Source organism: Streptomyces sp. NPDC090088 (assembly GCF_044747345.1).
Taxonomy (GTDB): Bacteria; Actinomycetota; Actinomycetes; order Streptomycetales; family Streptomycetaceae; genus Streptomyces.
In genome coordinates, this window is record NZ_JBIVDZ010000001.1 from 826,978 (window position 1) to 851,706 (window position 24,729).

General features: G+C 71.2%; 19 protein-coding genes. 9 read left to right on the forward strand and 10 right to left on the reverse strand.

Annotation, left to right across the window (positions count from 1 at the left end; translation table 11 throughout):
- Window positions 1-145: 145 nt before the first annotated feature.
- Window positions 146-766, reverse strand: coding sequence for a class F sortase (locus ACIPSJ_RS03760; protein WP_359218298.1), 621 nt, complete (start codon window positions 764-766; stop codon window positions 146-148).
- Window positions 767-934: 168 nt separating this feature from the next.
- Window positions 935-1,459, reverse strand: coding sequence for a hypothetical protein (locus ACIPSJ_RS03765; protein WP_401343125.1), 525 nt, complete (start codon window positions 1,457-1,459; stop codon window positions 935-937).
- 553 nt (window positions 1,460-2,012) lie between these two features.
- Between ACIPSJ_RS03765 and ACIPSJ_RS03770 the strand changes: the two genes are divergently transcribed.
- Entirely contained in the window at window positions 2,013-2,867 is an 855-nt protein-coding gene (locus ACIPSJ_RS03770) for a hypothetical protein (protein WP_401343127.1), read from the forward strand.
- A gap of 15 nt (window positions 2,868-2,882) precedes the next feature.
- The gene (locus ACIPSJ_RS03775) at window positions 2,883-3,470 is read left to right on the forward strand and encodes a hypothetical protein (protein ID WP_401343128.1); all 588 of its coding nucleotides are present in this window, start codon (window positions 2,883-2,885) and stop codon (window positions 3,468-3,470) included.
- A gap of 182 nt (window positions 3,471-3,652) precedes the next feature.
- Here ACIPSJ_RS03775 and ACIPSJ_RS03780 read toward each other — a convergent pair whose 3' ends face one another.
- Window positions 3,653-6,055, reverse strand: a complete 2,403-nt coding sequence (locus tag ACIPSJ_RS03780; RefSeq protein WP_401344557.1) for a tetratricopeptide repeat protein — start codon at window positions 6,053-6,055, stop codon at window positions 3,653-3,655.
- A 244-nt stretch (window positions 6,056-6,299) separates the two neighbouring features.
- Window positions 6,300-6,662, reverse strand: a complete 363-nt coding sequence (locus ACIPSJ_RS03785; protein WP_401343129.1) for a hypothetical protein — start codon at window positions 6,660-6,662, stop codon at window positions 6,300-6,302.
- A 187-nt stretch (window positions 6,663-6,849) separates the two neighbouring features.
- Here ACIPSJ_RS03785 and ACIPSJ_RS03790 point away from each other — a divergent pair, with 187 nt between their 5' ends.
- On the forward strand, window positions 6,850-7,428 hold the full coding sequence (locus tag ACIPSJ_RS03790) for an O-methyltransferase (RefSeq protein ID WP_401343131.1): 579 nt from the start codon (window positions 6,850-6,852) through the stop codon (window positions 7,426-7,428).
- Window positions 7,429-7,545: 117 nt separating this feature from the next.
- Here the strand turns inward: ACIPSJ_RS03790 and ACIPSJ_RS03795 are convergent, their stop codons facing one another.
- Window positions 7,546-8,211, reverse strand: coding sequence for a YceI family protein (locus tag ACIPSJ_RS03795; protein WP_401343133.1), 666 nt, complete (start codon window positions 8,209-8,211; stop codon window positions 7,546-7,548).
- Between the two features lie 238 nt (window positions 8,212-8,449).
- Entirely contained in the window at window positions 8,450-10,093 is a 1,644-nt protein-coding gene (locus ACIPSJ_RS03800; RefSeq protein WP_359218304.1) for a M4 family metallopeptidase, read from the reverse strand.
- Window positions 10,094-10,230: 137 nt separating this feature from the next.
- On the opposite strand from ACIPSJ_RS03800, the gene ACIPSJ_RS03805 reads away from it, so the two are divergent.
- A complete protein-coding gene (locus ACIPSJ_RS03805) occupies window positions 10,231-10,659 on the forward strand; it encodes a gamma-glutamylcyclotransferase family protein (protein WP_401343135.1) in 429 nt (142 codons plus the stop codon).
- Window positions 10,660-10,689: 30 nt separating this feature from the next.
- On the opposite strand, the gene ACIPSJ_RS03810 is transcribed toward ACIPSJ_RS03805, so the two are convergent.
- Together ACIPSJ_RS03810 and ACIPSJ_RS03815 are read right to left on the reverse strand one after the other, a co-directional pair.
- Window positions 10,690-12,783 carry a molybdopterin oxidoreductase family protein gene (locus tag ACIPSJ_RS03810; RefSeq protein WP_401343137.1) on the reverse strand — a complete coding sequence of 698 codons (2,094 nt, stop codon included), beginning with the start codon at window positions 12,781-12,783 and terminating at the stop codon, window positions 10,690-10,692.
- A gap of 387 nt (window positions 12,784-13,170) precedes the next feature.
- Entirely contained in the window at window positions 13,171-13,851 is a 681-nt protein-coding gene (locus ACIPSJ_RS03815) for a vancomycin high temperature exclusion protein (RefSeq protein WP_401343139.1), read from the reverse strand.
- A gap of 154 nt (window positions 13,852-14,005) precedes the next feature.
- On the opposite strand from ACIPSJ_RS03815, the gene ACIPSJ_RS03820 reads away from it, so the two are divergent.
- The 5 genes from ACIPSJ_RS03820 (at window position 14,006) to ACIPSJ_RS03840 (ending at window position 20,978) form a co-directional block, all read left to right on the forward strand.
- Window positions 14,006-14,740, forward strand: coding sequence for a sirohydrochlorin chelatase (locus ACIPSJ_RS03820; protein WP_401343141.1), 735 nt, complete (start codon window positions 14,006-14,008; stop codon window positions 14,738-14,740).
- A gap of 158 nt (window positions 14,741-14,898) precedes the next feature.
- Window positions 14,899-16,176 (forward strand): deoxyguanosinetriphosphate triphosphohydrolase, encoded by a 1,278-nt coding sequence (locus ACIPSJ_RS03825; protein WP_359218314.1) that lies wholly within the window; start codon window positions 14,899-14,901, stop codon window positions 16,174-16,176.
- A gap of 148 nt (window positions 16,177-16,324) precedes the next feature.
- The gene (locus ACIPSJ_RS03830) at window positions 16,325-17,590 is read left to right on the forward strand and encodes an FAD-dependent oxidoreductase (protein ID WP_359218316.1); all 1,266 of its coding nucleotides are present in this window, start codon (window positions 16,325-16,327) and stop codon (window positions 17,588-17,590) included.
- A 58-nt stretch (window positions 17,591-17,648) separates the two neighbouring features.
- Window positions 17,649-19,556, forward strand: coding sequence for a DNA primase (gene dnaG, locus ACIPSJ_RS03835; protein ID WP_401343143.1), 1,908 nt, complete (start codon window positions 17,649-17,651; stop codon window positions 19,554-19,556).
- 105 nt (window positions 19,557-19,661) lie between these two features.
- Complete coding sequence (locus ACIPSJ_RS03840) at window positions 19,662-20,978, forward strand: RNA polymerase sigma factor (protein ID WP_359218320.1); 1,317 nt, start codon at window positions 19,662-19,664, stop codon at window positions 20,976-20,978.
- Between the two features lie 48 nt (window positions 20,979-21,026).
- Here ACIPSJ_RS03840 and ACIPSJ_RS03845 read toward each other — a convergent pair whose 3' ends face one another.
- Both ACIPSJ_RS03845 and ACIPSJ_RS03850 read right to left on the reverse strand, forming a co-directional pair.
- A complete protein-coding gene (locus ACIPSJ_RS03845; RefSeq protein WP_401343144.1) occupies window positions 21,027-22,955 on the reverse strand; it encodes an ABC transporter ATP-binding protein in 1,929 nt (642 codons plus the stop codon).
- On the reverse strand, window positions 22,955-24,688 hold the full coding sequence (locus ACIPSJ_RS03850; RefSeq protein ID WP_359218324.1) for an ABC transporter ATP-binding protein: 1,734 nt from the start codon (window positions 24,686-24,688) through the stop codon (window positions 22,955-22,957). Before ACIPSJ_RS03850 ends, ACIPSJ_RS03845 begins: the two co-directional genes overlap by 1 nt.
- Between the last annotated feature and the right edge of the window lie 41 nt (window positions 24,689-24,729).

Below are 24,729 nucleotides of genomic sequence, written 5' to 3' on the forward strand. Positions count from 1 at the left end.
CGAGGAACGCTGCCCTCTTCGGAGACGGGGGATGGGTGTGAGGGGTCCGGGGGCGGGCCGGCGGGGGCTGTGAGGTGGGGGAAACGCGGGGGCGCGGCCGGGCTGCGGCGCGGGCCGGAGGGGGCGGGCCCCGGTTGTGTACGGCTCAGCGGCTGCCGGTCAGGTGGGCGAAGACGACCACGTTGCCCTGGTAGCCGGTGGTGCGTGAGTAGCCGCCGCCGCAGGTGATCACTCTGAGTTCGGGGCGCCGAGCGGCGCCGTACACCTTCTCGTCCGGGAAGTCGCGGGCCTGGTAGACCTCCACCGCGTCCACGGTGAACACGGCGACGGCCTTGTCCTGCCGGTCCACCTCGATGGTCGCGCCGCGCTTGAGGCCGCCGAGGTCGTAGAAGACGGCGGGGCCCTCGGTGTTGTCGACGTGCCCGGCGACGATCGCGGTGCCGGTCTCGCCGGGGGCGGTGCCGGCCTCGTACCAGCCGGCGAGGTTCTTCTCGCCGGCGGGCGGGACGTCGAGGCTGCCGGCGGGGGTGAGGGAGAGGCCCATGAGAGGGGCGCTCACATGGATGGCGGGGATACGGATCCGGGTGGGCGGGGAGTGCGGCAGCGCGGGGGCCCGCAGCCGTTCCTCGACCGGGTCGGGGCGGCCCTCGGCGGCGGACGGCTGCGGCGGGGTGTGCGCTCCGGCGCCGGGTGCGAGGAGCCAGATGCCCGAGCCGAGGGCTACGACGGTGACGGCGGCTATCGCGGTGTCCCCGATCTTGCGCATGCGAACCCCTCTTTCAGAGGTGGGAACGTCTCACAGGGGGACCGGCCGCCGGCGGTGGTGAGAACCTCTGGCGAACGTGACCCCCTACCCCCTCCGGGCCGCGAGGGGCGTCGGACCCGGAGGGGGTGGGATGTGCGGTACCGGCGGACGGACAGCGGAGGGTGTCCGTCAGATCACATCGCCTCTCGCCCGGCGATGCAGGAGCCAGGTACCGCCCGCGGCGGCGACGGCCAGAGCCGTCACACCCGCCGCGGTCTGCACGGGGTCGGTGCCCAGGGCACCACCGACCCCCGTCTTCACACTGCCGTGGGGCTGCAGCTGCCCGGCGGCGGCAGGCGTCAGCGCCACCGTCAGGTCCCCGGTCACCTGCCGGGTCCCGTCGGCGCACTTCGCGACGATCTCGTACGTCCCCGGCTGCGCGCTCGGCGGCACCCGGAACTGCCCGATCGCCTCGCCCTCGTGCGCGCTCGGCGCCAGCGTGAACGTGCCGGCGCCGACGGAGCTGGCGTCGCCGACCGCCGAGCCCTTCTCCCCGCAGGCCGCGGTGTTCACGCTGACCTGGCCGCCCGGCGCCGCGGTCGACGGGTACACGTCCAGGGTGCCGGTGCCGCCGCCGTACGCCGGCGCGGCGGCCACACCGGCCGCGGCCACGGCGAGCGCGGTCCCGGCCAGCAGACGGGCGGTGCGTCGCATGGTGCTCCTCCGTCGAGCTCGTCCACTCCCTTGCTCTACCGAGGTAAAAGCAGGCAGCCCGGCCCCGCTCCCCGAGATTCCGTCAGCTGTGGGATGAACGGGTGTCACAGAGGCGGTTCACGACGCGGGTTGCGGGGGAATTCGGGCAGGTCAAAGGGGCTGCGCAGCGAATAGTGTGAAGAACACACGAATGGGGGTGCCGGGGGGAGTGAAACGGGTGACCCCGCGCACTCTTCGCCGATCGGGGCTACGGCCGAGGCATCTCCCGGGGCGGTCGCTCTTCGAGGCGGCCGCCGTGCAAGAAGGGGCTCGGACTGGACGGAACCGGTCACGAGGGGAACCCGTCCGGGACAGGAACGGGAGTACGCGAACGCCACGGGTGGTCGTCACCCGCTCGACGCTAGCGTGATTGACCGACCGTCGGAATTCCTGCTTCGCCGGCCTTCTGCGGCAGCTCTCCGCACCGAGTGACAACAGCGACCGAGGAGTTGACTTGGGCGTCCCGAACGGACCCGTGCGCGGGCCATTTCCCATGGTCTCGCCCCGTTCCATCATGGGAGAAGCCCGCCCCGGAGCCGGTGAATGCGTGGTGCTTCTCCTCGGCACCACACTCCACTGCCTGCCCAAGGGCGAGTTGCCGACATCCGGACAGCGGTGGTTCCGGCCCGCGAGCAGGTACTGGGTCGTCAATATCGCCCAGGAGAGCACCTCGCTCGACGTGGAACTCGACAGCGCCGACAAGGGCTTGCGCTTCCACGGCACCGTCGACGTCGACTGGCGCATCGCCGATGCCAAGCAGGCGGTGGAGCGGAAGAGTCTCGATGTGGAGCGGCAGCTCAGGCGTCTGGTCATGCCTCGGCTCAGCGGCGCGGCCAAGGGCTGCGCGTTTGACGCCGTGGCAGAGCTCGAAGAGCGCCTCGGACGAGAGCAGTTCACGGGTGAGAGTGGTGACGGTCTGTTCGAGATCGTGGATATCACCTTCGATCTGCGTCCGGATCCAGGAGCAATCAAGATTTTTCGTACCGGAGCATTGGATCAGATGCTGCGCGATGAAGCCACGAAGGTTCTGGAGCAGGGTGAGATCGGCATCGCCTCTCAGGCCATCGCGCAGAATCGAGAAATTGCCGTGGAGATTTTTCGCAACATGCGCGACGACAAGCGTACGGCGCTGCGTGCCCAATTGGAGATCATCAAAGCCATGCATTCTGCGGAAAGCGGTGATGAGCGCCAGCAGGCTCACGCTGTGCACGAGTTGCTCGCCCAGCTCGGCAGGGTTCTGCCTGGCGGTGCCGATGAATCGCTGCTGCCGCGCTCCGCCGACGATCCCCGCCAAATCGACGGTACGAACGGCGGCGCGGACCCCGACAACGGTGGCCAGAAGAACCGCGCCCCCGACGGGGAAGAGTAGAAGGACCGGCCAGCGGTGATCCAACCCCTGAAGGGCCTGTGGGAGGCGTGGCAGGACGCCTTCTCGTGGTTCGTCTACCCGATTCGCATGCCGCTGCTGGTCGTCGCCTGGGTCGTGCTGATTCAGCTGACCGTCCGCTGGGTCCTGTCCCCGCTGGGCGCGGTCATCGCCTGGACGAGCCCGAAGGTGGCCTGGCTCGTCGGGACCGTGTTGTTCGCTCCGGAGTACGCGTACACGATGCGGCTTATCGACAAGGGAGCGGGCATTCCCCTGGCGCTGCGTCTGTACGGTGATTGGGCCGAGAGCGTCACGCGTTGGACGACGGCTTCCGGCCGCGCGCTGGGCAGCCGCATCCGAGGCCTTGGCGCTGTCTCCACGAGGACCGCCTGCGCGCTGGTTCTGGTATGGATCGCCCTCTCCAACGCGCCGGCGCTGGACCGTGCCGACAAACCTGATGCGCATGCGCGGAAAGCGCCGGCGACGATCTGGTGGGAGTCGTTCCAGGCGTGGCTCGACGACTCGCGGCACCCGCTCTGGAACGACACCTCTCCCACGCCCCCGTCCTCGCATCCCACGTCACTCCACCAGTCTCGGCATCCATGACAGCGACAGCGACAGCGACTAAGGGCAGGGCCAGGGGCGACGGCGAGGCACGGAACGCGCAGGCCGGACGGCGTCGAGCCGGTGGACGTCCGGGGCGGCGAGGCAGGCAGCGGTGCGGCCGACTGCGCGCGGAACTCACGGCCCTGCCCGGAGGAACACCCGGCCCTGCCCGGGGCCGGCCCTCAAGACCGTGCCGCCTTCTTCCTCCACGGTCGGGTTGCCGCCCATCGGCGGAGCCGTGAACGGTCCGCAACTCCCGGCTTACCGGCGCCTGTTGCCCGTGCGGCCCAGGACTGGGCCTCCCAGTGGGTCAAGGCCGTGTCGGGGTGGTCGGCGCCCTGTACGCGCCGTCGGTCGGAGACCAGGGCCGCGAAGGCGTCAGCGGCCCCCGCGGCATCACCCGCCTCCCCTTGCCAGTAGGCGAGGTTGTGGCGGGCGGCCAGGGTGTCGGGGTGGTCGGGGCCCTGCGCACGCCGCCGATCGGGCACCAGGGCCGCGAACGACTCCGCGGCCCCCGCCGCATCACCGGCCTGCCCCTGCCAGCGGGCCAGACTGTGGCGAACGGACAAGGTGTTCGGGTGAGTGAGGCTCTGCACGCGCAACTGATCCGCCAGCAACTCCGTCAGGGCCTCGGCCGCCCCCGCCGCATCACCGGCCTCCCCTCGCCAGCGGGCCAGACTGTGCCGAACGGACAAGGTGTTCGGATGATCGGCACCCTGCACGCGCAACTGATCCACCCGCAAGGTCGCCAAGGCCTCGGCCGCCCCCACCGGATTGCCCAGTTCCCCCCGCCAGCGGGCCAGGCTGTGCCGAACGGCCAGCGTGTTCGGGTGATCGGCGCCCTGCACACGCAACTGAACCTGCACGAGCTCGGCGAGCGCGGCAGCGGCCCGGGCGGTGTGGCCGGCTTCTCCCCGCCACCGTGCCAGGTTGTGGCGGGCGGCCAGGGTGTCGGGGTGGTCGGGGCCCTGTACACGCCGTCGGTCGGAGACCAGGGCCGCGAAGGCGTCCGCGGCCCCCGCGGCATCTCCCGCCTCTCCTTTGCAGTGGGCCAGGTTGTGGCGGGCGGCCAGGGTGTCGGGGTGGTCGGGGCCCTGTACACGCCGTCGGTCGGACACCAGAGCCGCGAAGGCTTCGGCGGCCCCGGCCGCGTCCCCCGCCTCCCCCTGCCACGACGCGAGATTGTTCCGGGCGGCCAAGGTGTCGGGGTGGTCGACGCCAAGATGCCGGACGGCCTTCTCGTGCAGGGCGCGGAAGTGGTCGGCGGCAGCCACGAACTGCCCGGACTCGCCCAGGCTTCTGCCCGCGCGGTAGAGCACGCGGTGAACGCCGTCGGTGTACAGATCCGCACCGTCGGCCACGCTCGACAGAACGGCGGTGTTGGCGCGCAGTGCCTGCGCGAAGGGGGTGTCGAGTTCCGACTCGGGCCAAGCGTCCATCAGCGCGTCGGCGGCCACGCGGGCCAGGTGTCCGCGGGCCTCGGCGGGGAGGCTGTCCCGCGTCGTACGCTGCACGAGCTGGTGCACCCGTACGGTCTTGACGTGGTCGTCCGGCATGTGGTCGAGCAGGCTGAGACGGTGCGCGGCACGCAGGGCCAGTGCGGCGTCCCGTGCTGTCGGAGCCGCGAAACCACCGGCGGGCGCGTGCGTGTCGGGCGCACCGTCGGGCTGGGTGCGCGCCCGCGTCCGCGCCAGGTACTCCAGGGCCGGGCCACTGGTGAGAACCTTCTGAGGGATCCCGTTGGGGTCGAGCATGCCGGCCACGCACAGCATGGGGCGCGCGAGACCGACCGGGCGCAGGCGGTCGGCACGTTCGAGCGACAGGGACCAGGCGGCGGCCACTGCCTTCTGCCCGTCGGGCAGGCTGTCGGGGGCGGCGTCGACCAGGGTCCGCGTGCGGTCCGCGAGCAGCGCCCGGTAATCGTCGATGCCCTGCCCCGCGTCGACGAGGTAGGCAGCGGCCTGGGACAGGGCGAGCGGCAGGCACCCCAGGTCACGGGCGAGCGCGGCGCACCGTGCCGGTTCTGCGGGAGCGCCGGAGTCGCCCAGAACGGCGACCAGGTACGCGGTCGCCTCGTCGTGGGTGAACGTGCCCACGTCGATGCGGGGGCGCCCCGCACCGATCAGTGCGGCGTCACGGCGGCGCGTGGTCACCAGCGTCCGCCCGTGCGGGTGGGGCGGTGGCCACAGCCGGTCCAGGTCGCCGGGATCAGCCACGTCGTCCAGCACCACCAGCCAGCGGCACCGGGGGCGTCCCGGAGCCGCCTCCAGCCGCCCGAGGAACATCTCCGCGGCGCGGTCGCGCTCCCGCCTGTCAGCCCCGCACAGCACCTCACCCGCCTTGGCGTAGGCTTCCAGAACCGCGGCGCGGTCGGTGGCGTCCACCCACACCAGGACGTCGATCTTTCCTTTGGTCAATGCTGTGCGGGCGTAGTCCGCCGCCAGGTGCGTCTTCCCCACCCCGCCCAACCCGCTCAACACCAGCCCGGTCGCCCCGGTGTCACTTCCGCCGTCCAGGTGGGAACGCAACCGGGCGGCCTCTGACCGGGCTTGGAGCCTGCCGGCGGGTGTCGGCACGGTTCCCACGACGCACGGCCGGTCGGCAGGCCCCCGAGGCTCGGCACCATCGCGGACGACGGTGGTATTGACGGTGGTATTGAACGTCAGCTTTGTGTATCCGGTGGAGGCGAATCCACCGCCCGTCGCCGTCGCGGAGCCGGTCTTCGTGACCACGATCCGCCAGAGTGCCTGTGCCAGTCCGCCCACGGCGCCGGCCCCGCGTCCTTTCCAGACCATACGCATCCCGCCCAAACATTCCTGGCACCGCCCTCTATTGAGGGGCGATCCCCGTATTGGACTGGCCGCCCTCGGCGTCCGCCTCCGCTGTATCTCTGACCTCCAGCCTTGTCGGACCGTCGAGGCTGGAGGGGATGACCGCACCCGTGTTCGCGCTCCCGCCGTCACGAGCGGAGGCCTTGCCGGTATCGGAGACGACGACGCTGATTCCAGAGGCGGGTGGGGTGGCGGACACCGTGGCCCAGAGGGCAACCCCGAGCGAGGCGATGCCGACGAACGCGGACACCGTTCCGGCGACCTGATTGGCGCGGTCCCAGCTCAGAAAACAGATGACTCCCGCAAGTACGCCCAACGCCAGCCCGGAAACCATCACGACTACCCTCTGCATCCCCGCCATGACTTCATGATGGACACCCGAGCCCGGTCACACCTTCCCTTCGGTGATAGCCCAACGAGCACCATGGGCCAGCTGGTTGAATCTGCGGAAGGACTGTGTACGCCCGGACGGGAGCCGGAGGGCGGCACCGCTCTTCCGGAAGCCTGCGACCTTGTCCGCGAGGACGTGGTCCTCGCATCATCTGCGGATGGACGATATGCCGAGCCGTCTCCCCGCCGCACTGCCCGCGTTGCGCTCCAAGGCGCGCGACGCGGGGTTCGTCATGTCCAGCGAGGACCGCACGGGAAGCCTCCTGGCAGCACTCGCCGCCGCCCGGCCCGCGGGCCGGATCCTCGAACTCGGCACCGGAGCCGGGGAAGGTACCGCCTGGCTCCTCAGCGGCATGGACCCCGCCTCCAGCCTGACCACCGTCGAACTCGACCCCGACATCCAGGCCATCGCCCGGGAGCAACTGGGCACCGACCGGCGGGTCACCTTCGTCTCCGGGGACGGCGGCGCATGGCTGGAGGAGTTCGACGGCGCCCCCTTCGACCTCGTCTTCGCGGACACCTGGCCGGGCAAGTTCACCCACCTCGACCGTGCCCTGGACCTGGTGGCTCCCGGCGGGACCTACCTCATCGACGACCTCATTCCCCAGCCCGGCTTGCCGGAGGGCCACGAGGCCTCCGTCGGACGCCTGTTGGCCGAGTTGGACGAACGCGAGGACTTCCGATGCGTCCGCCTGGCATGGGCGAGCGGACTGCTGATGGCGGTGCGCACAGCCTGACGGACGAGAGCCGACCGCGATCACGAGCGCTCCGGAGGCGGCTGGGGCGTTCCGAGCCGCCGGTCGTCCGGGTTTCGCGAGGACGGGCGGCGCCCACGCCTTCGCCGTGGGATCCCGCTACCCCGCGCCCTCCGGCACCGTCCGGATCGCCGCGATGTCGAACTGCAGCCGGACCGTTTCGCTCACCATCGCGCCGCCCTCCGCCAGCCGGGAGTTGTAGGCCAGGCCCCAGTCCATGCGGTTGATGGTGGTGGTGCCGTCGAAGCCGACGCGCTGGTAGCCGAAGGGGTCGGTGACATGGCCGATGTAGGTCAGCTCCAGGTCCACCGGACGCGTCGTGTTCTTGATGGTCAGGTCGCCGGTCATGACGTACACGTCGGGGGATTTGAGGCGGACGGCCGTGCTCTGGAAGCGCATGCGGGGGAAGGTGGCGGCGTCGAGGAAGTCGCGGCCGACCAGGTGGGCGTCGCGCTGCTCCACACCCGTGTCGACGCTGCCCGTGGAGAGGATGATTTCCGCCTGGGAACGGGACGGGTCGCGGCCGTCGAAGTAGAGGCGGCTCTTGTATTCGGTGAACGCGCCGCGGACCGTCGTCACCATCGCGTGCCGGACCGAGAAACCGATTCTGCTGTGGGCCGGGTCGACGATCCATTCGCCGGTGAGGGCGGCGAGGGCGGGGTCGAGCAGGACGGGCGCGGAAGTGGGGGAGGCCGGTGCCTTGGTGGCGCGCGGCGGGGCCGTGGGGGTGCGGCGCGCGGTGTGGGGGCGGCTGAACAAGTTCATGTTTTATCTAGTTAGTGCACGTGGGGAATTGCCGCAAGTACATGTACGGACATGGTCGTTGGGGAATTCGGCGGGCCGTCACGGAAACCGCACATCTTCACCATGGGTTCCGCTCAGGAGGTATTCCGGAATTCCTCAACTTCGCGGGTTCCATTCCTTGAATTGTGCTATTCGGTGCGGTCCGGGGTGTATGCGGCGGCCGCCCCGGTTCGCTCACCGGGACGGCCGCCGCCATGACTCAGTTCACGTTCACCGCACTCCAGGCGGCCGCCACGGCGTTGTACTCCGCGCTCCCCGCCCCGTACAGGTCCCTGGCCGCGTTGAGCGTCGCCGTCCGGGCGCCCGCGTAGTTCGTCGAGGACGTCATGTAGACCGTCAGCGCGCGGTACCAGATCGCGCCCAGCTTGTCGCGGCCGATGCCGGTGACCGTCGAGCCGTTGTAGGTCGGCGAGTTGTAGCTCACGCCGTTGATGGTCTTCGCGCCGCTGCCCTCCGCGAGGAGGTACGCGAAGTGGTTCGCGACGCCGGAGGAGTAGTGGACGTCCAGGTTCCCGACCGAGGAGCTCCAGTAGTCCGCCGAGCTGCCGTCCTTCGAGGGCTGGTCCATGTAGCGCAGCGCCGTCTTGCCGAAGCCGGAGCGGACGATCTTCTCGCCGATCAGGTAGTCGCCCGGGTCGGAGGAGTTGTTGGCGTACCACTCCACCAGCGTGCCGAGGATGTCGGAGGTGGCCTCGTTCAGGCCGCCGGACTCGCCCGAGTACGTCAGCGCCGCCGTCTTGGAGGTGACCCCGTGGGTCATCTCGTGGCCGGCCACGTCGAGCGCCACCAGCGGGCCGAAGGTGGTCCCGTCACCGTCGCCGTACGTCATGCAGAAGCAACTGTCGTCCCAGAAGGCGTTGTTGTAGCTGTTGCCGTAGTGGACGCGGTTGTACGAGCCCTTGCCGTCCCCGGCGATGCCGTTGCGGCCGTGGACGTTCTTGTAGTAGTCCCAGGTCTCGTTGGTGCCGTACTGGGCGTCCACGGCCGCCGAGGCGCGGTCCGAAGTGGCCCCCGTGCCCCAGTGGTTGTCGGCGTCGGTGAACACCGTGTTGGGTGCCCGGCTGATGCAGATGCCGAAGATGCACAGGTCGGTCTTGTTCGCCGCGTCCCCGGTGAACGTGTTGCCGCGGGTGGGGTCCGTGAGGTTGTACGACGATCCGGACTGCGTGGTCTGCAGCGGGACCGTGCCGCTGTACAGCGACTGGCCGTCGCCGGTCGCCGTCTCGATGCTGTCCCAGGCGTCGATCTGGGCGCCGGTGCGGGCGTCCGTCAGCACCGTGCGGGCGACCGGGTTGCCGAGCGAGTCCTTGCCGACCGCGTTGGTGCGCCAGGCCAGCTTCGGGGTGCCGTGCAGGGCGTCGACGACCAGCTGCGGCTTGGCCTGCACCTGCTTCAGCGCGTCGCCGAGGTTCGCCGCCCGCAGCGCGTTCACCGCGAGGTCGGCGGCCTTCGGCGCGGATATGTTCGGCACGACCGAGGCGAGGGATATCTTGCCCCGGGTCGCGCGGTCGGCGCCGCGGTAGCTGCCGTTCGGCTTGAGGTGGACGACGAAGTCGCCGCCCAGGACGGGGAGTTGCCGGTACGTACGGTCGTAACGCACGTGCTGGGTGCCGTTCTTGTCCACGACCACGTCCCGGACCGAGGTGCCCTCGGTGGACGTGAGTCCCAGGGTGCCCGCGTACTGCACGAGCGCCTGCGCCGCGTTCTCGATCGCGGCGGCCCTGGTCGGTCTGGTGTCGGCGTGGGCGGCGGGGGACAGCGCGGCGGCCAGCAGGGTCGCGCTGGTGACGGCGACGCCCGCCGTGGCGAGACGGGAGGCTCGGGTGTTCCGGGTCCGGCTCATCGGTCTCCTTGGAGATGCGCCTCGAAGGCGTGGGGGTGGCGCTGATGTGAGAGAGATTTAAGGGCCCCCGACATGTCATGTCCATAGCGCCTCCATGGAGATGTGTGTGGAGGTGGGGTGGGTGGAGAATCCGTTCTGTGACCACTCGCACCCCTCGCCACCTCCCGTTCTTCGTCTACGGCACGCTCCGCCCCGGCGAGATCAACCACGACGCGTTGCTGCGCGGGCGCACGGAAACGGAGGAACCCGGCCGGCTGGCGGGCGCGGTGCTCTACGACGGGCCCGGCTATCCCTACGCGGTCGAGGAACCGGAGGGAGAGGTGCGCGGCGAACTCGTCGCCGCGCGCCCGGAGTCGTACGGCCGACTGCTGCTGGAACTCGACGAGTTGGAGGAGTGCGTGCCGGGCGACCCGGCGAGCCTCTACATGCGTGTGGAGCGGGATGTCGTACGGCTGCGGGACGGGGCCGCCGTCCGGGCCTGGGTGTACGTCGCCGGGCCCGCCGTGGCCGAGAAGCTGCGTGTCGAGGGGCGGCGGATCGGCGGGGGCGACTGGCTGGCGCGCTGAACCGGAACGGGCCGGGAGCCGCGACAGGCCTTAAGGCCGCACCGTCTCCACCCGCACCGTCTCCACCCGCACCGCGCACGCCTTGAACTCCGGCATGCGCGACGTCGGGTCGAGGGCCGGGTTGGTGAGGGTGTTGGCGCGGCCCTCGCCCGGCCAGTGGAAGGGCATGAAGACGGTGTCCGGGCGGATCGTGGCGGTGATCCGGGCGGGGGCCACGGCCCGGCCGCGGCGGGAGACCACGGCCAGCGGGTCGCCGTCGGCCGCGCCCAGGCGTGCCGCGAGGCGCGGGTGCAGTTCGACGAAGGGGCCGGGCGCGGCCGCGTTGAGTTCCGCGACGCGGCGGGTCTGGGCGCCGGACTGGTACTGGGAGACCACCCGGCCGGTGGTCAGGAGCAGCGGGTACTCGTCGTCCGGTTCCTCGGCGAGCGGGCGGTGGGTGACGGGGGCGAAGCGGGCCCGGCCGTCGTCGGTGGCGAAGCGGTCGAGGAAGAGGCGGGGGGTGCCGGCGGACGCGGGTCCTTCGGCGGGGCAGGGCCAGAACACGCCCTGTTCCTCGGCGAGTCGGCGGTAGCTGATGCCCGCGTAGTCGGCGGGGCCGCCCGCGCTGGCCCGGCGGAGTTCCTCGAAGACCTCCTCGGGGTCGGCCGGGAAGCCCTTCTCCACGCCGAGGCGGGCGGCGAGGCCGTGCAGCACCTCCAGGTCGCTGCGGACCCCGGCGGGCGGGGTGACGGCCCGGCGGCGCAGCAGCACGCGGCCTTCGAGGTTGGTGGTGGTGCCGGTCTCCTCGGCCCACTGGGTGACCGGGAGGACGATGTCGGCGAGGGCCGCGGTCTCGGACAGTACTACGTCACATACCACCAGCAGGTCCAGCGCCCCCAGCCGCTCCTCCACATGCCCCGCCCGCGGCGCCGACACCACCGGGTTCGACCCCATCAGCAGCAGCGCCCGCACCTCGGTCCCCAGCGCGTCGAGCAGTTCGTACGCGCTGCGCCCCGGCCCCGGCAGGCTGTCCGGGTCCACGCCCCACACCCCGGCCACATGGCGGCGCGCCTCGGGATCGGCCAGCTTGCGGTAGCCGGGCAACTGGTCGGCCTTCTGGCCGTGTTCGCGGCCGCCCTGCCCGTTGCCCTGCCCGGTGAGGCAGCCGTAGCCGGACAGCGGACGGCCCGCCCGGCCGGTCGCCAGGCACAGGTTGATCCACGCGCCGACCGTGTCGGTGCCCTTGGACTGCTGCTCGGGCCCGCGCGCGGTGAGCACCATCGCGGCCTCGGGCGCGCAGAACAGCCCTACCGCCTCCCGGAGTCGCGGAACGGACACCCCCGTGATCCGTTCCACGTACTCCGGCCAGTGCGCCATCGCCGCCGCCCGCGCCTCCTCCCAGCCGGTCGTGCGCCCGGCGATGTACGCCTCGTCGGTCCGCCCCTCGGCCACCACCAGGTGCAACAGGCCGAGCGCGAGGGCGAGATCGGTGCCGGGGCGCGGGGCGAGATGCAGATCGGCCTGCTCGGCGGTCTTCGTCCGGCGCGGGTCGACGACGATCAGCTTGCCGCCGTTCTCGCGCAGTTCGGTGAGGTAGCGGAGCGCCGGCGGCATGGTCTCGGCGAGGTTGGAGCCGACCAGGATCACGCACCCGGTCCTCGGGATGTCCTCCAGCGGGAAGGGCAGACCCCGGTCCAGGCCGAAGGCCTTCGTGCCGGCGGCCGCCGCGGACGACATGCAGAAGCGGCCGTTGTAGTCGATCTGCGAGGTGCCCAGCACCACCCGGGCGAACTTGCCGAGCGCGTACGCCTTCTCGTTCGTCAGCCCGCCGCCCCCGAACACCCCGACCGCGTCCGGGCCGTGCGCCGTGCGCACCGCCGTCAGCCCGGCGGCGACCCGGTCCAGCGCCTCCTCCCAGGAGGCCGGCACCAGCGCGCCGTCCTTCCGCACCAACGGCGAGTTCAGCCGCACCGCGGGCGACAGCACCTCGGGTGCCGTACGCCCCTTGCCGCACAGCGCGCCCCGGTTGACGGGGAAGTCCGCGCGCTCGGAGACCTCGACGCCCCCCGTGGGCAGGGGCGACAGGGCCATGCCGCACTGCAGGGCGCAGTACGGGCAGTGGGTGGGCGTCGAGGCGGTCTCCATGCGGCCAGCGTGCTTCCGGCGTGTTACGGCACGTGACAGTCGCGTGTTACGCGACCGGGACGACGGCCTCCCCGCCGGGCCCCGGCCCACGTGAGCACCGATACGGCCGGGGCTGCCGATGACCCTGTGACGGACGGCACCCCCTGTGGCTCATTCCGTACCGCCGTCGGCCGGTCACGCACCGTCGAGTCCTCAAGGGGCCGGCCCGCAGATCCTTCCAGCACGTACAACGACCCCCGCGCGCAAAGGGCACGCATTCGACGGACGAACACACGCTCCCCCTCACGGGGCGCACGCCGTATCGCCGGGACGTCCACCTGTCCAGGGGATGGGGGCGTTTCCGGAGGAGCGGGAGGCGGAGCCGCGCATTGATACAGAGCCGCGCCCCTAGGGGCGCGCTGCAGCCAGGGCGTTGGCGACCCCTGGTTCCTTCTTTCCCAGGAACTGGGGGTTCGGCTCGAAGACGACGTCCAGGGCCGCCTTGGCCGCCGCGAAGACCTCGCGCGTCCCTCCGTAGTACCAGGTGACGTCGTGCTTGGCGTCGACGCCGATGCCGTACGACGTCACGCCCGCGGCCTCGCAGAGCGCCACCGCGCGCCGGATGTGGAAGCCCTGGCTGATCAGGACCGCGCGGTTCACGCCGAAGATCTTCTTGGCGCGGACGCAGGAGTCCCAGGTGTCGAAGCCGGCGTAGTCGCTGACGATGCGCTGGGCGGGGACGCCGTGCCGGGTGAGGTAGGTGCGCATGGCGTCGGGCTCGTCGTAGTCCTTGCGGCTGTTGTCGCCGGTGACGAGGACGACCTTGATCCGGCCCTCCTTGTACAGCTCCGCCGCCGCGGTCAGGCGGTTCGCGAGGTACGGCGACGGTTCGCCGTCCCACAGGCCCGCGCCGAAGACGACGGCGACATCGGTGCGCGGCACGTCCGCCACCGAGTGCAGCCGGCCGGCCGTCGACACGTACAGCCAGGTGGAGGGCAGCAGCGCCAGCACGCATCCGGCCATCACGCCCTGCACCAGCCGCCGTCGGCCGGTACGGGTGCGCGGCAGCCGCGGTCGGCGGATCTTCATACGGTCGTTCCCCCCAGTCGGCTTCGACCTTGGAGGACGCAGCGCGGGACGTTCCGGTTCGCTCACACCGTGCGGACGCGTGGCGTGAAGTGCCGGAAAACACTCGTGATGGTCAGGCAACGGCGGTGCAACCTCGCCCGGCGAGGATCCTCGCATGACCGTGACCGACCTTTCCCCGCGCCCCGGCCCGCCCGCCCTGGTCCTGGTGGCCCACGGCAGCCGCGACCCCCGGGCGCTGGCCACCGTGCGGGCGCTCATGGAGCGGGTGCGCGAACTGCGCCCCGGCCTGCCCGTGCACCTCGGTCACATAGAGCTGAACGAGCCGCTGCTCCCGGACACCCTCGCCGCCCTCGGCGACGCGCGGGCCGTCCTCGTCCCGCTCCTGCTCAGCCGCGGCTACCACGTCAAGCAGGACATCCCGGCGATGGCGGCGGCCTCGGCGGCCCGGACGCGCGTCGCGGAGCCGCTGGGCCCGCACCCCCTCCTGGTCGACGCCCTGCACGACCGGCTGCGGGAGGCCGGCTGGCGCCCCCGGCCCGCGAGCGCCGTGATCCTGGCGGCGGCGGGCTCCCGCGACCCCGACGCCAGGGTCGACACCGCCCGCACGGCCGACCTCCTCGCGGCCCGCCTGGGCGTCCCGGTCCTCCCGGCCTACGCCTCGGCGGCGACCCCGACCGTCCCGGAAGCGATCACCGCCCTGCGGGCGAGGGGGCGCCGCCACATCGCCCTCGCCTCCTACTTCACGGCCCCGGGCCGCTTCGCCACCGAGTGCGCGGCACACGCTCCCTGGATCGCCTCGGCCCCCCTCGGAGTCCACGACGCGATGGCCGAGCTGATCCTCCACCGGTACCAGCGGGCCCTGGGAACGCCGGTGACCGCGGCCGCCTAGGGGCGCGTGGATCGCCGCGGGTGCGTGGGGGCTTGTCGCGCAGTTCAGTTCCCCGCGCCCCCGAGAAGGCGCACCCGCACCCGCCCGACAACGCAACTTGGCGGATCAGTAGGCGCACCAAACCCCCATTTGTCACCCCCGCCGCTTACTGTCGAACCATGGCAGTCCCCGCACCCGCACCTTCGGCCTACGACCCGGCGTCAGCCGACCGCTGGGCCCCCGAACCCGACAAACGCCCCGGCCGCACCGCCTTCCAGCGCGACCGCGCCCGCATCCTGCACTCCGCCGCCCTCAGAAGGCTCGCCGGCAAGACCCAGGTCGTCACTCCGGGCACCGCCACCCAGGTCTGGGACGCCAGTCCCCGTACCCGCCTGACCCACTCCCTCGAATGCGCCCAGGTCGGCCGCGAACTGGGCGCCGCCCTCGGCTGCGACCCGGACCTGGTGGAGGCCGCGTGCCTCTCCCACGACCTCGGTCACCCCCCGTTCGGCCACAACGGCGAACAGGCGCTGAACGAGTTCGCCGACGACTGCGGCGGCTTCGAGGGCAACGCCCAGTCGCTCAGGCTCCTCACCCGGATCGAGCCCAAGCGGTTCACCCCGGAGGGCTCCGTCGGCCTCAACCTCACCCGCGCCGCCCTGGACGCGGCCACCAAGTACCCGTGGCCGCGCGGCGCGCACCCCACCGACCCGGCGTCCCCGAAGTTCGGGGTGTACGAGGACGACCGGCCGGTCTTCGACTGGGTCCGAAAAGAGGCCCCCGGCACCCGCACCTGCTTCGAGGCGCAGGTGATGGACTGGTCCGACGACGTCGCCTACTCCGTGCACGACGTGGAGGACGGCCTGCACGCGGGCCACATCGACCCCAACTGCCTGCACGCGGAAGCCGAACGGCAGGAGGTGTACGCCGTCGCCGTCGGCCGGTACGTGCCCGCCGGCACCGACCCGGCCGAGCTCGCCGCCGCCCTGGACCGGCTCCAGGACGAGGAGTGGTGGCCGCACGGCTACGACGGCACCGCGGTCGCCCAGGCCCGTCTCAAGGACGCCACCAGCCAGCTCATCGGCCGGTTCTGCCTGGCCGCGGAGGGCGCGACGCGCGAGACGTACGGCGGGGGACGGCTGACCCGCTACGGCGCCGAACTCGTCGTACCGCGCGAGGCGCGGATGGAGTGCGCGGTGCTGAAGGCGATCGCCCACCGGTATGTCATGCAGCGCGCCGAACAGGAGCGGATCCGCGCCGATCAGCGGGTCGTGGTGGCCGAACTCGCCGAGGCGCTCACCGCCCGCGCCCCCGACGGCCTGGATCCGCAGTTCCGGGCGCTGTTCGACACGGCGGGTGACGACCTCGCCCGTAAGCGGGTGATCGTCGATCAGATCGCCTCGCTCACCGACGCCTCCGCGCGCTCGTTGCACGCGAGACTGACGGGGCGTATGTGAACGATCTGTGACCTTGTCTGACCCGATCAGGTCATGATCGCGTCAGCGGGGGGCACTCCCTCTTCCCGCATCACGCTGCGTGCGGGAGGCTCACAGTGCGGCGCATGTGGGCGGCATATGTGGCGGCACCCTTACGAGGAGGCATCAAGTGGTCGACGCGGACCAGACATTCGTCATCGTCGGAGGCGGACTCGCCGGCGCGAAGGCGGCCGAGACGCTCCGAGCCGAGGGCTTCAGCGGCCGGGTGATACTGATCTGCGACGAACGCGACCACCCCTACGAGCGGCCGCCGCTCTCCAAGGGCTTCCTGCTCGGCAAGGCGGAACGCGACAGCGTCTTCGTGCACGAGCCCGCCTGGTACGCGCAGCACGACATCGAACTGCACCTCGGCCAGACCGTCGACCGCATCGACCGCGCCGCCCGGACCGTCCGCTTCGGCGACGACGGCACGATCGTCCGTTACGACAAGCTGCTCCTGGTCACCGGTGCCGAGCCCCGCCGCCTCGACATCCCCGGCACCGACCTGGCCGGCGTCCACCACCTGCGCCGCCTCGCGCACGCCGAACGCCTCAAGGGCGTCCTCGCCGCCCTCGGCCGGGACAACGGGCACCTCGTCATCGCGGGCGGCGGCTGGATCGGCCTGGAGGTCGCGGCGGCGGCGCGGACGTACGGCGCCGAGGTCACCGTCGTCGAGCACGGACCGACCCCGCTGCACGGTGTGCTCGGGCCCGAACTGGGCAACGTCTTCGCCCAGCTCCACCAGGAGCACGGGGTCCGCTTCCGCTTCGGGGTGCGGCTCACCGAGATCGTCGGTCAGGACGGCATGGTCCTGGCCGCCCGCACCGACGACGGCGAGGAGCACCCGGCGCACGACGTCCTCGCCGCCATCGGCGCGGCACCGCGCGTCGGTCTCGCCGAGGCGGCCGGGCTGGAGATCGCCGACCGGGAGCACGGCGGCGGCATCGTCGTCGACGAACGGCTGCGGACCTCCGACCCGGACATCTACGCCGCCGGTGACGTGGCGTCCTTCCCGCACACCCTGTTCGGCACGAGGCTCCGCGTGGAGCACTGGGCCAACGCCCTCAACGGCGGCCCGGCGGCGGCCCGCTCGATGCTCGGGCAGGAGGCGCCGTACGACCGGGTGCCGTACTTCTTCACCGACCAGTACGACCTGGGCATGGAGTACAGCGGATGGGCGCCGGCCGGGTCGTACGACCAGGTGGTGATCCGCGGGGACGCGGGCAAGCGGGAGTTCATCGCCTTCTGGGTGAAGGAGGGCCGGGTGCTCGCCGGGATGAACGTGAACGTGTGGGATGTCACAGAGGACATCCAGAAGCTCGTCCGCAGCGGGGAACCGGTGGACACCGAGGCCCTCGCCGACCCCAAGACCCCCCTCGGCAGCCTCCTGCCCTGACCCCTCCGTGGTCTCTCCGGGCGACGGGACTGTCGGTCCGCCCCCGTAGAATTCACGCGTGGCAGGACGGATCAATGACGAGGACGTGAAGGCGGTACGGGACGCGGTCCCGATCGACGCCGTCGTGTCCGAGTACCTCCAGCTGCGCAACGCGGGCGGCGGGAACCTCAAGGGACTCTGCCCGTTCCACGACGAGAAGTCGCCGTCCTTCCAGGTCAGCCCCAGCAAGGGACTCTTCCACTGCTTCGGCTGCCAGGAGGGCGGCGACACCCTCACCTTCGTGATGAAGGTGGACCACCTCTCCTTCTCGGAGGCGGTGGAGCGGCTGGCCGCCCAGGCCGGCATCACCCTGCGCTACGAGGAGGGCGGGTACAACCCGGCCCACCAGCGCGGCGAGCGGATCCGGCTGGTCGAGGCGCACAAGATCGCCGCCGGCTGGTACGCGGAGCAGCTCGCCACCAGCCCCGAGGCCGAGACCGGCCGCCTCTTCCTCGCCGAGCGCGGCTTCGACCAGGCCGCCGCCGTCCACTTCGGCGTCGGCTACAGCCCCCAGGGCTGGGACCACCTCACCCGCTACCTGCGGGGGCAGGGGTTCACGGACAAGGAGCTGCTGCTGTCCGGGCTGTCGCAGGAGGGGCGGCGCGGCCCGATCGACCGCTTCCGCGGCCGCCTGATGTGGCCGATCCGGGACATCGGCGGCGAGGTCGTCGGCTTCGGCGCCCGCAAGCTGTACGAGGCCGACAACGGGCCCAAGTACCTCAACACGCCCGAGACCGCGATCTACAAGAAGTCCCAGGTCCTGTACGGCATCGACCTCGCCAAGCAGCACATCGCCAAGTCCAGCCGCGCGGTCGTGGTCGAGGGCTACACCGACGTCATGGCCTGCCACCTCGCCGGGGTGACCACCGCCATCGCCACCTGCGGCACGGCCTTCGGCGGCGACCACATCAAGATCCTCCGCCGCCTGCTGATGGACAACGGCTCGGCCCGCGTCATCTTCACCTTCGACGGCGACGCGGCCGGCCAGAAGGCCGCCCTGCGCGCCTTCGAGGACGACCAGAAGTTCGCCGCCGAGACGTACATCGCCATCGCCCCGGACGGCATGGACCCCTGCGAGCTGCGCCTCGCCAAGGGCGACGAGGCGGTCGCCGACCTGACCGAACCCCGTACCCCGCTCTTCGAGTTCGCGCTCCGCCAGATCGTCGCCCGCTACGACCTGGACACCCCGGCGGGCCGCGCCGCCGCGCTCGACGAGGCCGCGCCGATCGTCGCCCGGATCAAGAACAGCGGCGCCCAGCACGAGGTCGCCGTCCAGCTGGCCGGCATGCTCGGCATCCTCGACACCCAGTTCGTGGTCAAGCGGGTGGCCCAGCTGGCCCGCTGGGCCCGCGACAAGGGCGGCAAGGGCCCCGGCCCCGCACGTGGTCCGCAGCAGTCGTCGTACGACACCGGCGCCTCGCGCCCCGCCGTCTCCGGCCCCGCCCTCAACCTCCGCAACGCCGTCTTCGCCACCGAACGCGAGCTGCTGAAGCTCGCCCTGCAGCGCCCGGAGCTGGTCTCCCCGGCGTTCGACGCGTACGGGCTCGACGAGTTCACCGCCGAGCCCTACGTGGCCGTACGCCTGGCCATCATGGAGGCGGGCGGCGCCGAGTACGGCGTCCAGGACCCCCAGGAGTACCTGGTCCGCGTCCGTGAGACGGCCCCCGACGACACCGTCCGCGCCATGGTCACGGAGCTCGCCGTCGAGGCGATCATGCGGCGCACGGTCGACGAGAACTACGCGGGCGAGCAACTCGTGACCGTCCGCCGCCGGGCCGTCGACCGCCGGATCCACGAGATCCAGATCACCCTCACCCGCCTCGGCAGCGGCGGCGACCCGGCCCAACTCGCGGCCGTGCAGAACGAGTTGTGGGTGCTCCAGCAGTACGGTCAGGCGTTGCGCGAGCAGGGCGCCGCCGCGCTCTGAGGAAGGTGCGGCCGGGCAGGGTAACCGCGCGGTCACGGACCGGACGCAAAAAGTCACCGCACGCCCCTCGTGGCGGCGATGTGTCTTACCCCACACTGGGGTGCGGTGCCTGAGTCCTCGGAGCGCGGCCGGCCCGTCACCGACGGGTCCCACACCCCCGCCGTTCCACTCATCGCGTACGGGACGGACAGCGGCGAGGCCGTCGTCTCCGCTCCCGAAGTACCGCTGCCGTACCCCCTGGCAGCGATCATCCTGGAGGTCGCCCCCGTGCAGACCCAGACCCTGACCCAGACAGACAGCAGCACGCTCACGGACGAGCCGGAAGCCGACACCGACGTCTATGCCGGTGTGCCGCCGCAGAGCAGGGTGGCGGTGCATCCCGAGACGGAGCCGGAGGCGGACGCCGGGGCCGAGCCGGAGGGCCCGCCGCCGGAGGAGCTCACGGCCGACGCGCCCGAGACGGAACCCGAGCCCGCCGAACGGCCCGCCGCCGCCCGTGCCGACACCGGCAGCCCCTCCTCGGACCTGTTCCGCCAGTACCTCCGCGAGATCGGCCGTATCCCGCTGCTCACCGCCGCCGAGGAGGTCGAACTCGCCCGCCGGGTCGAGGCCGGCCTGTTCGCCGAGGAGAGGCTGAGCGGCGCGTCCGACCTCGACAGCGAGCTGGCGCTGGACCTGGACCGGCTGGTCGTGATGGGCCGGATGGCCAAGCGCCGGCTGATCGAGGCGAACCTGCGGCTGGTGGTCTCGGTGGCGAAGCGGTACGTCGGCCGCGGCCTGACCATGCTCGACCTGGTCCAGGAGGGCAACCTCGGGCTGATCCGCGCCGTCGAGAAGTTCGACTACGCCCGCGGCTACAAGTTCTCGACGTACGCGACCTGGTGGATCCGCCAGGCCATGTCCCGCGCCCTGGCCGACCAGGCCCGCACCATCCGCGTCCCGGTGCACGTCGTGGAACTCATCAACCGGGTGGTCCGCGTCCAGCGCCGGATGCTGCAGGAGCGGGGCTACGAGCCGACGCCCGAGGAGGTCGCCGCGCATCTCGACCTCGCACCGGAGCGGGTGGGCGAGGTGCTGCGGCTGGCGCAGGAGCCGGTGTCCCTGCACGCCCCCGTGGGCGAGGAGGACGACGTGGCCCTCGGCGACCTGATCGAGGACGGCGACGCGACGAGCCCGGTCGAGTCGGCGGCGTTCCTGCTGCTGCGGGAGCACCTGGAGGCGGTGCTGTCGACGCTGGGGGAGCGGGAGCGGAAGGTGGTCCAGCTGCGGTACGGCTTGGCCGACGGCCGTCCTCGGACGCTGGAGGAGATAGGGCGGATCTTCGGCGTGACACGGGAGCGGATCCGGCAGATCGAGTCGAAGACGCTCAACAAGCTCCGCGACCACGCCTTCGCGGACCAGCTGAGGGGTTATCTGGACTGACGCCGGGTGCGGGTGAGTGAGAAGCTCACCCACCCGCGCCCAGCCACCTCAGTCCACCTCGGCCACCGCCTGTGCGAACTGTGCCTTGTACAGCCGTGCGTAGGCGCCGTCCGCGGCCAGGAGTTCCGCGTGTGCGCCCTGTTCCACGATGGAGCCGTTCTCCATCACGAGGATGGTGTCGGCGTCGCGGATGGTCGACAGCCGGTGGGCGATGACGAACGAGGTCCGCCCGTGCGCCAGTTTGGCCATCGCCTTCTGGATGAGGACCTCGGTGCGGGTGTCGACCGAGGAGGTCGCCTCGTCGAGGACGAGGATCGTCGGGTCGGACAGGAACGCCCGCGCGATGGTGATGAGCTGCTTCTCACCGGCGCTGACGCCCGTGCCCTCGTCGTCGATGACCGTGTCGTAGCCGTCGGGGAGGGTCCGCACGAACCGGTCGGCGTGGGCCGCCCGGGCCGCCTCCTCGATCTCGCCGCGGGTGACCTCGCGGGAGGCGCCGTACGCGATGTTCTCCGCGATGGTGCCGCCGAACAGCCAGGTGTCCTGGAGCACCATGCCGATCCCGGCGCGGAGGTCGTCCCGGGACATCCGGGTGACGTCGACGCCGTCGAGGGTGATGCGGCCGCCGGAGACGTCGTAGAACCGCATGAGCAGGTTCACGAGCGTGGTCTTGCCGGCGCCGGTCGGGCCGACGATCGCGACCGTGTGACCGGGCTCGACCGTCAGGGAGAGGTCCTCGATGAGCGGCTTCTCCGGGTCGTAGCGGAAGGAGACGTGCTCCAGCGCGACCCGCCCGCGCAGCTCGGCGGGGCGCTCGCCCGGCACCGGGTCGGCCTGCTGCTCCTCCGCGTCGAGGAGTTCGAAGATCCGCTCGGCGGAGGCGACACCGGACTGCACCAGGTTGGCCATGGAGGCGACCTGGGTCAGCGGCATCGAGAACTGCCGGGAGTACTGGATGAAGGCCTGCACGTCACCGATGGAGAGCGCGCCCGACGCGACCCTGAGGCCGCCGACCACGGCCACCAGCACGTAGTTCAGGTTCGACACGAACATCATCAGCGGCTGCATGACACCGCTGTTGAACTGCGCCTTGAACCCGGCCTCGTACAGCGCGTCGTTCTGCTCGGCGAACTGCTTCGCCGACTCCTCCTGGCGGCCGAACACCTTCACCAGGGTGTGCCCGGTGTACATCTCCTCGACGTGGGCGTTCAGCTTGCCGGTGGAGCGCCACTGCTGCACGAAGTGCGGCTGCGAGCGCTTGCCGATGCGGGTCGCGACCAGGAAGGACAGCGGCACGGTGACCAGGGCGACCAGGGCGAGGATCCAGGACACCCAGAACATCACCGCGAGCACGCCGATGATGGTGAGCAGCGAGTTGATGAGCTGGCCCATCGACTGCTGCAGGGTCTGGCCGATGTTGTCGATGTCGTTGGTGGCGCGGGAGAGGACCTCGCCGCGCTGCCGCTTGTCGAAGTACGACAGCGGCAGGCGCGCCAGCTTCCCCTGCACGTCCTCGCGCATCCGGTACATCGTGCGGTTGACCGCCCGGTTGACCAGGCGCGTCGCCACCGCCATCAGGAGGCCGGCGACGAGGTACGTACAGAGCGCGAAGAGCAGGACGTTGCCGACCTGGCCGAAGTCGATGCCCTTGCCCGGGGTGAAGTCGGTGGACCTGAGCATGTCGGCGACCGTGTCCTGGCCGCGCTCGTGCATGGACCGCAGGACCTGGTCCTTGGTGGTGCCGGCCGGCATCTGCTTGCCGATGACACCGGCGAACACCAGGTCGGTGGCGCGGCCGAGGATCTTGGGGCCGATCACGTTGAGGGCGACGCTCGCGACCACGCAGAACAGCAGCACGTAGATCGTGAGCTGTTCGGGTTTGAACCGGGCGATCAGCCGTTTGCCCGAGTTCTTGAAGTCCATCGAGCGCGTGTCGGGGCCGCCCCCGGCCATCATGCGTCCCATGGGCCCGGCCATCAGGCGGCCTCCGCTTCCGTCAGCTGGGAGAGCACGATCTCCCGGTAGGTCTCGTTGTCGGCCATGAGGTCGTGGTGCCGGCCGGTGCCGACGACCCGTCCCTCGTCCAGGACGACGATCCGGTCGGCGTCCCTGATGGTCGCCACCCGCTGGGCGACGATGACGACGGTCGCCTCGGCGGTCTCCCGGCCGAGCGCGGCGCGCAGGGCCGCGTCGGTCGCGTAGTCGAGGGCGGAGAAGGAGTCGTCGAAGAGGTAGATCTCCGGGCGCTGCACGAGGGTGCGGGCGATGGCGAGCCGCTGCCGCTGGCCGCCCGAGACGTTGGTGCCGCCCTGGGCGATGGGCGCGTTCAGGCCGCCCTCCAGCTTCTCCACGAAGCCCTTGGCCTGCGCCACCTCCAGCGCGTGCCACAGCTCCTCGTCGGAGGCGTCCGGGTTGCCGTAGCGCAGGTTGGTCGCCACGGTCCCCGCGAACAGGTACGGCTTCTGCGGCACCAGGCCCACCGTCCTGGCGAGCAGCTTCGGCTCCAGCCCCGAGACGTCCTCGCCGTCCACGAGGACGGAGCCGTCCGTGGCGTCGAAGAGGCGGGCCACCAGGCCGAGCAGGGTGGACTTGCCGCTGCCGGTGGAACCGATCACGGCGGTCACCTCGCCGGGCCGGGCCACCAGGTCGACGGCCTTGAGCACCGGCTCCTCGGCACCCGGATAGCAGAAGCCCGCGCCCCGGATCTCCAGGTGCCCGTGGCGCCGCAGCTCGATCACCGGCGCGCTCGGCGGGACGACGCTGGACTCGGTGTCCAGGACCTCCTCGATGCGCTCGGCGCAGACCTCCGCGCGCGGCACCATCATGAACATGAAGGTGGCCATCATCACGGACATCACGATCTGCATGAGGTAGGCGAGGAACGCGGTCAGATCGCCGATCGCCATCTGGCCGCTGTCGATCCGGTGCGCGCCGAACCACACCACCGCGATCGACGACACGTTCACCGTGGTCATGACGATCGGGAACATCAGCGCGAGCATGTTGCCGGTGGCCAGCTGCATCTCGGTGAGATCGCGGTTGGACTTCCCGAACCGCCCCTGCTCGTACTCGTCGCGGACGAACGCGCGGATCACCCGGTTGCCGGTGATCTGCTCGCGCAGCACCCGGTTCACCGTGTCCAGGCGCACCTGCATGGCCCGGAACAGCGGCCGCAGCCGCCGCACGATCAGGGTCACGCTGATCCCCAGCACGGGGACGACGGCGACCAGCACCCCGGACAGCGGAACGTCCAGGCCGAGGGCGAGCACGATGCCGCCGACACACATGATGGGCGCCGACGCCATCAGGGTGAACGCCATCAGGACCAGCATCTGGACCTGCTGTACGTCGTTCGTCGTACGGGTGATGAGCGAGGGCGCCCCGAAGTGACCCACCTCACGTGAGGAGAAGGACTGCACCCGGTCGAAGACGGCGGCCCGCACGTCCCGGCCGAGCGCCGACGCGGTTCTGGCGCCGTAGTAGACGGCACCGACGTTGCACACCACCTGGGCGAGCGAGATGCCGATCATCAGGGCGCCGAAGGACAGGATGTAATCCGTGTCACCCTTCACGACGCCGTTGTCGATGATGTGCGCGTTGAGCGTGGGCAGGTAGAGAGTGGCGCAGGTCTGCAGGAACTGCAGCAGCACCAGGATCGAGATGGGTTTCCTGTAGGGCCTGAGATAGGTCCGCAGAAGTCGTATGAGCACGCTACGTCTCTCGGAGTCGGCGGTGGGGTGGGTTCGCGTGC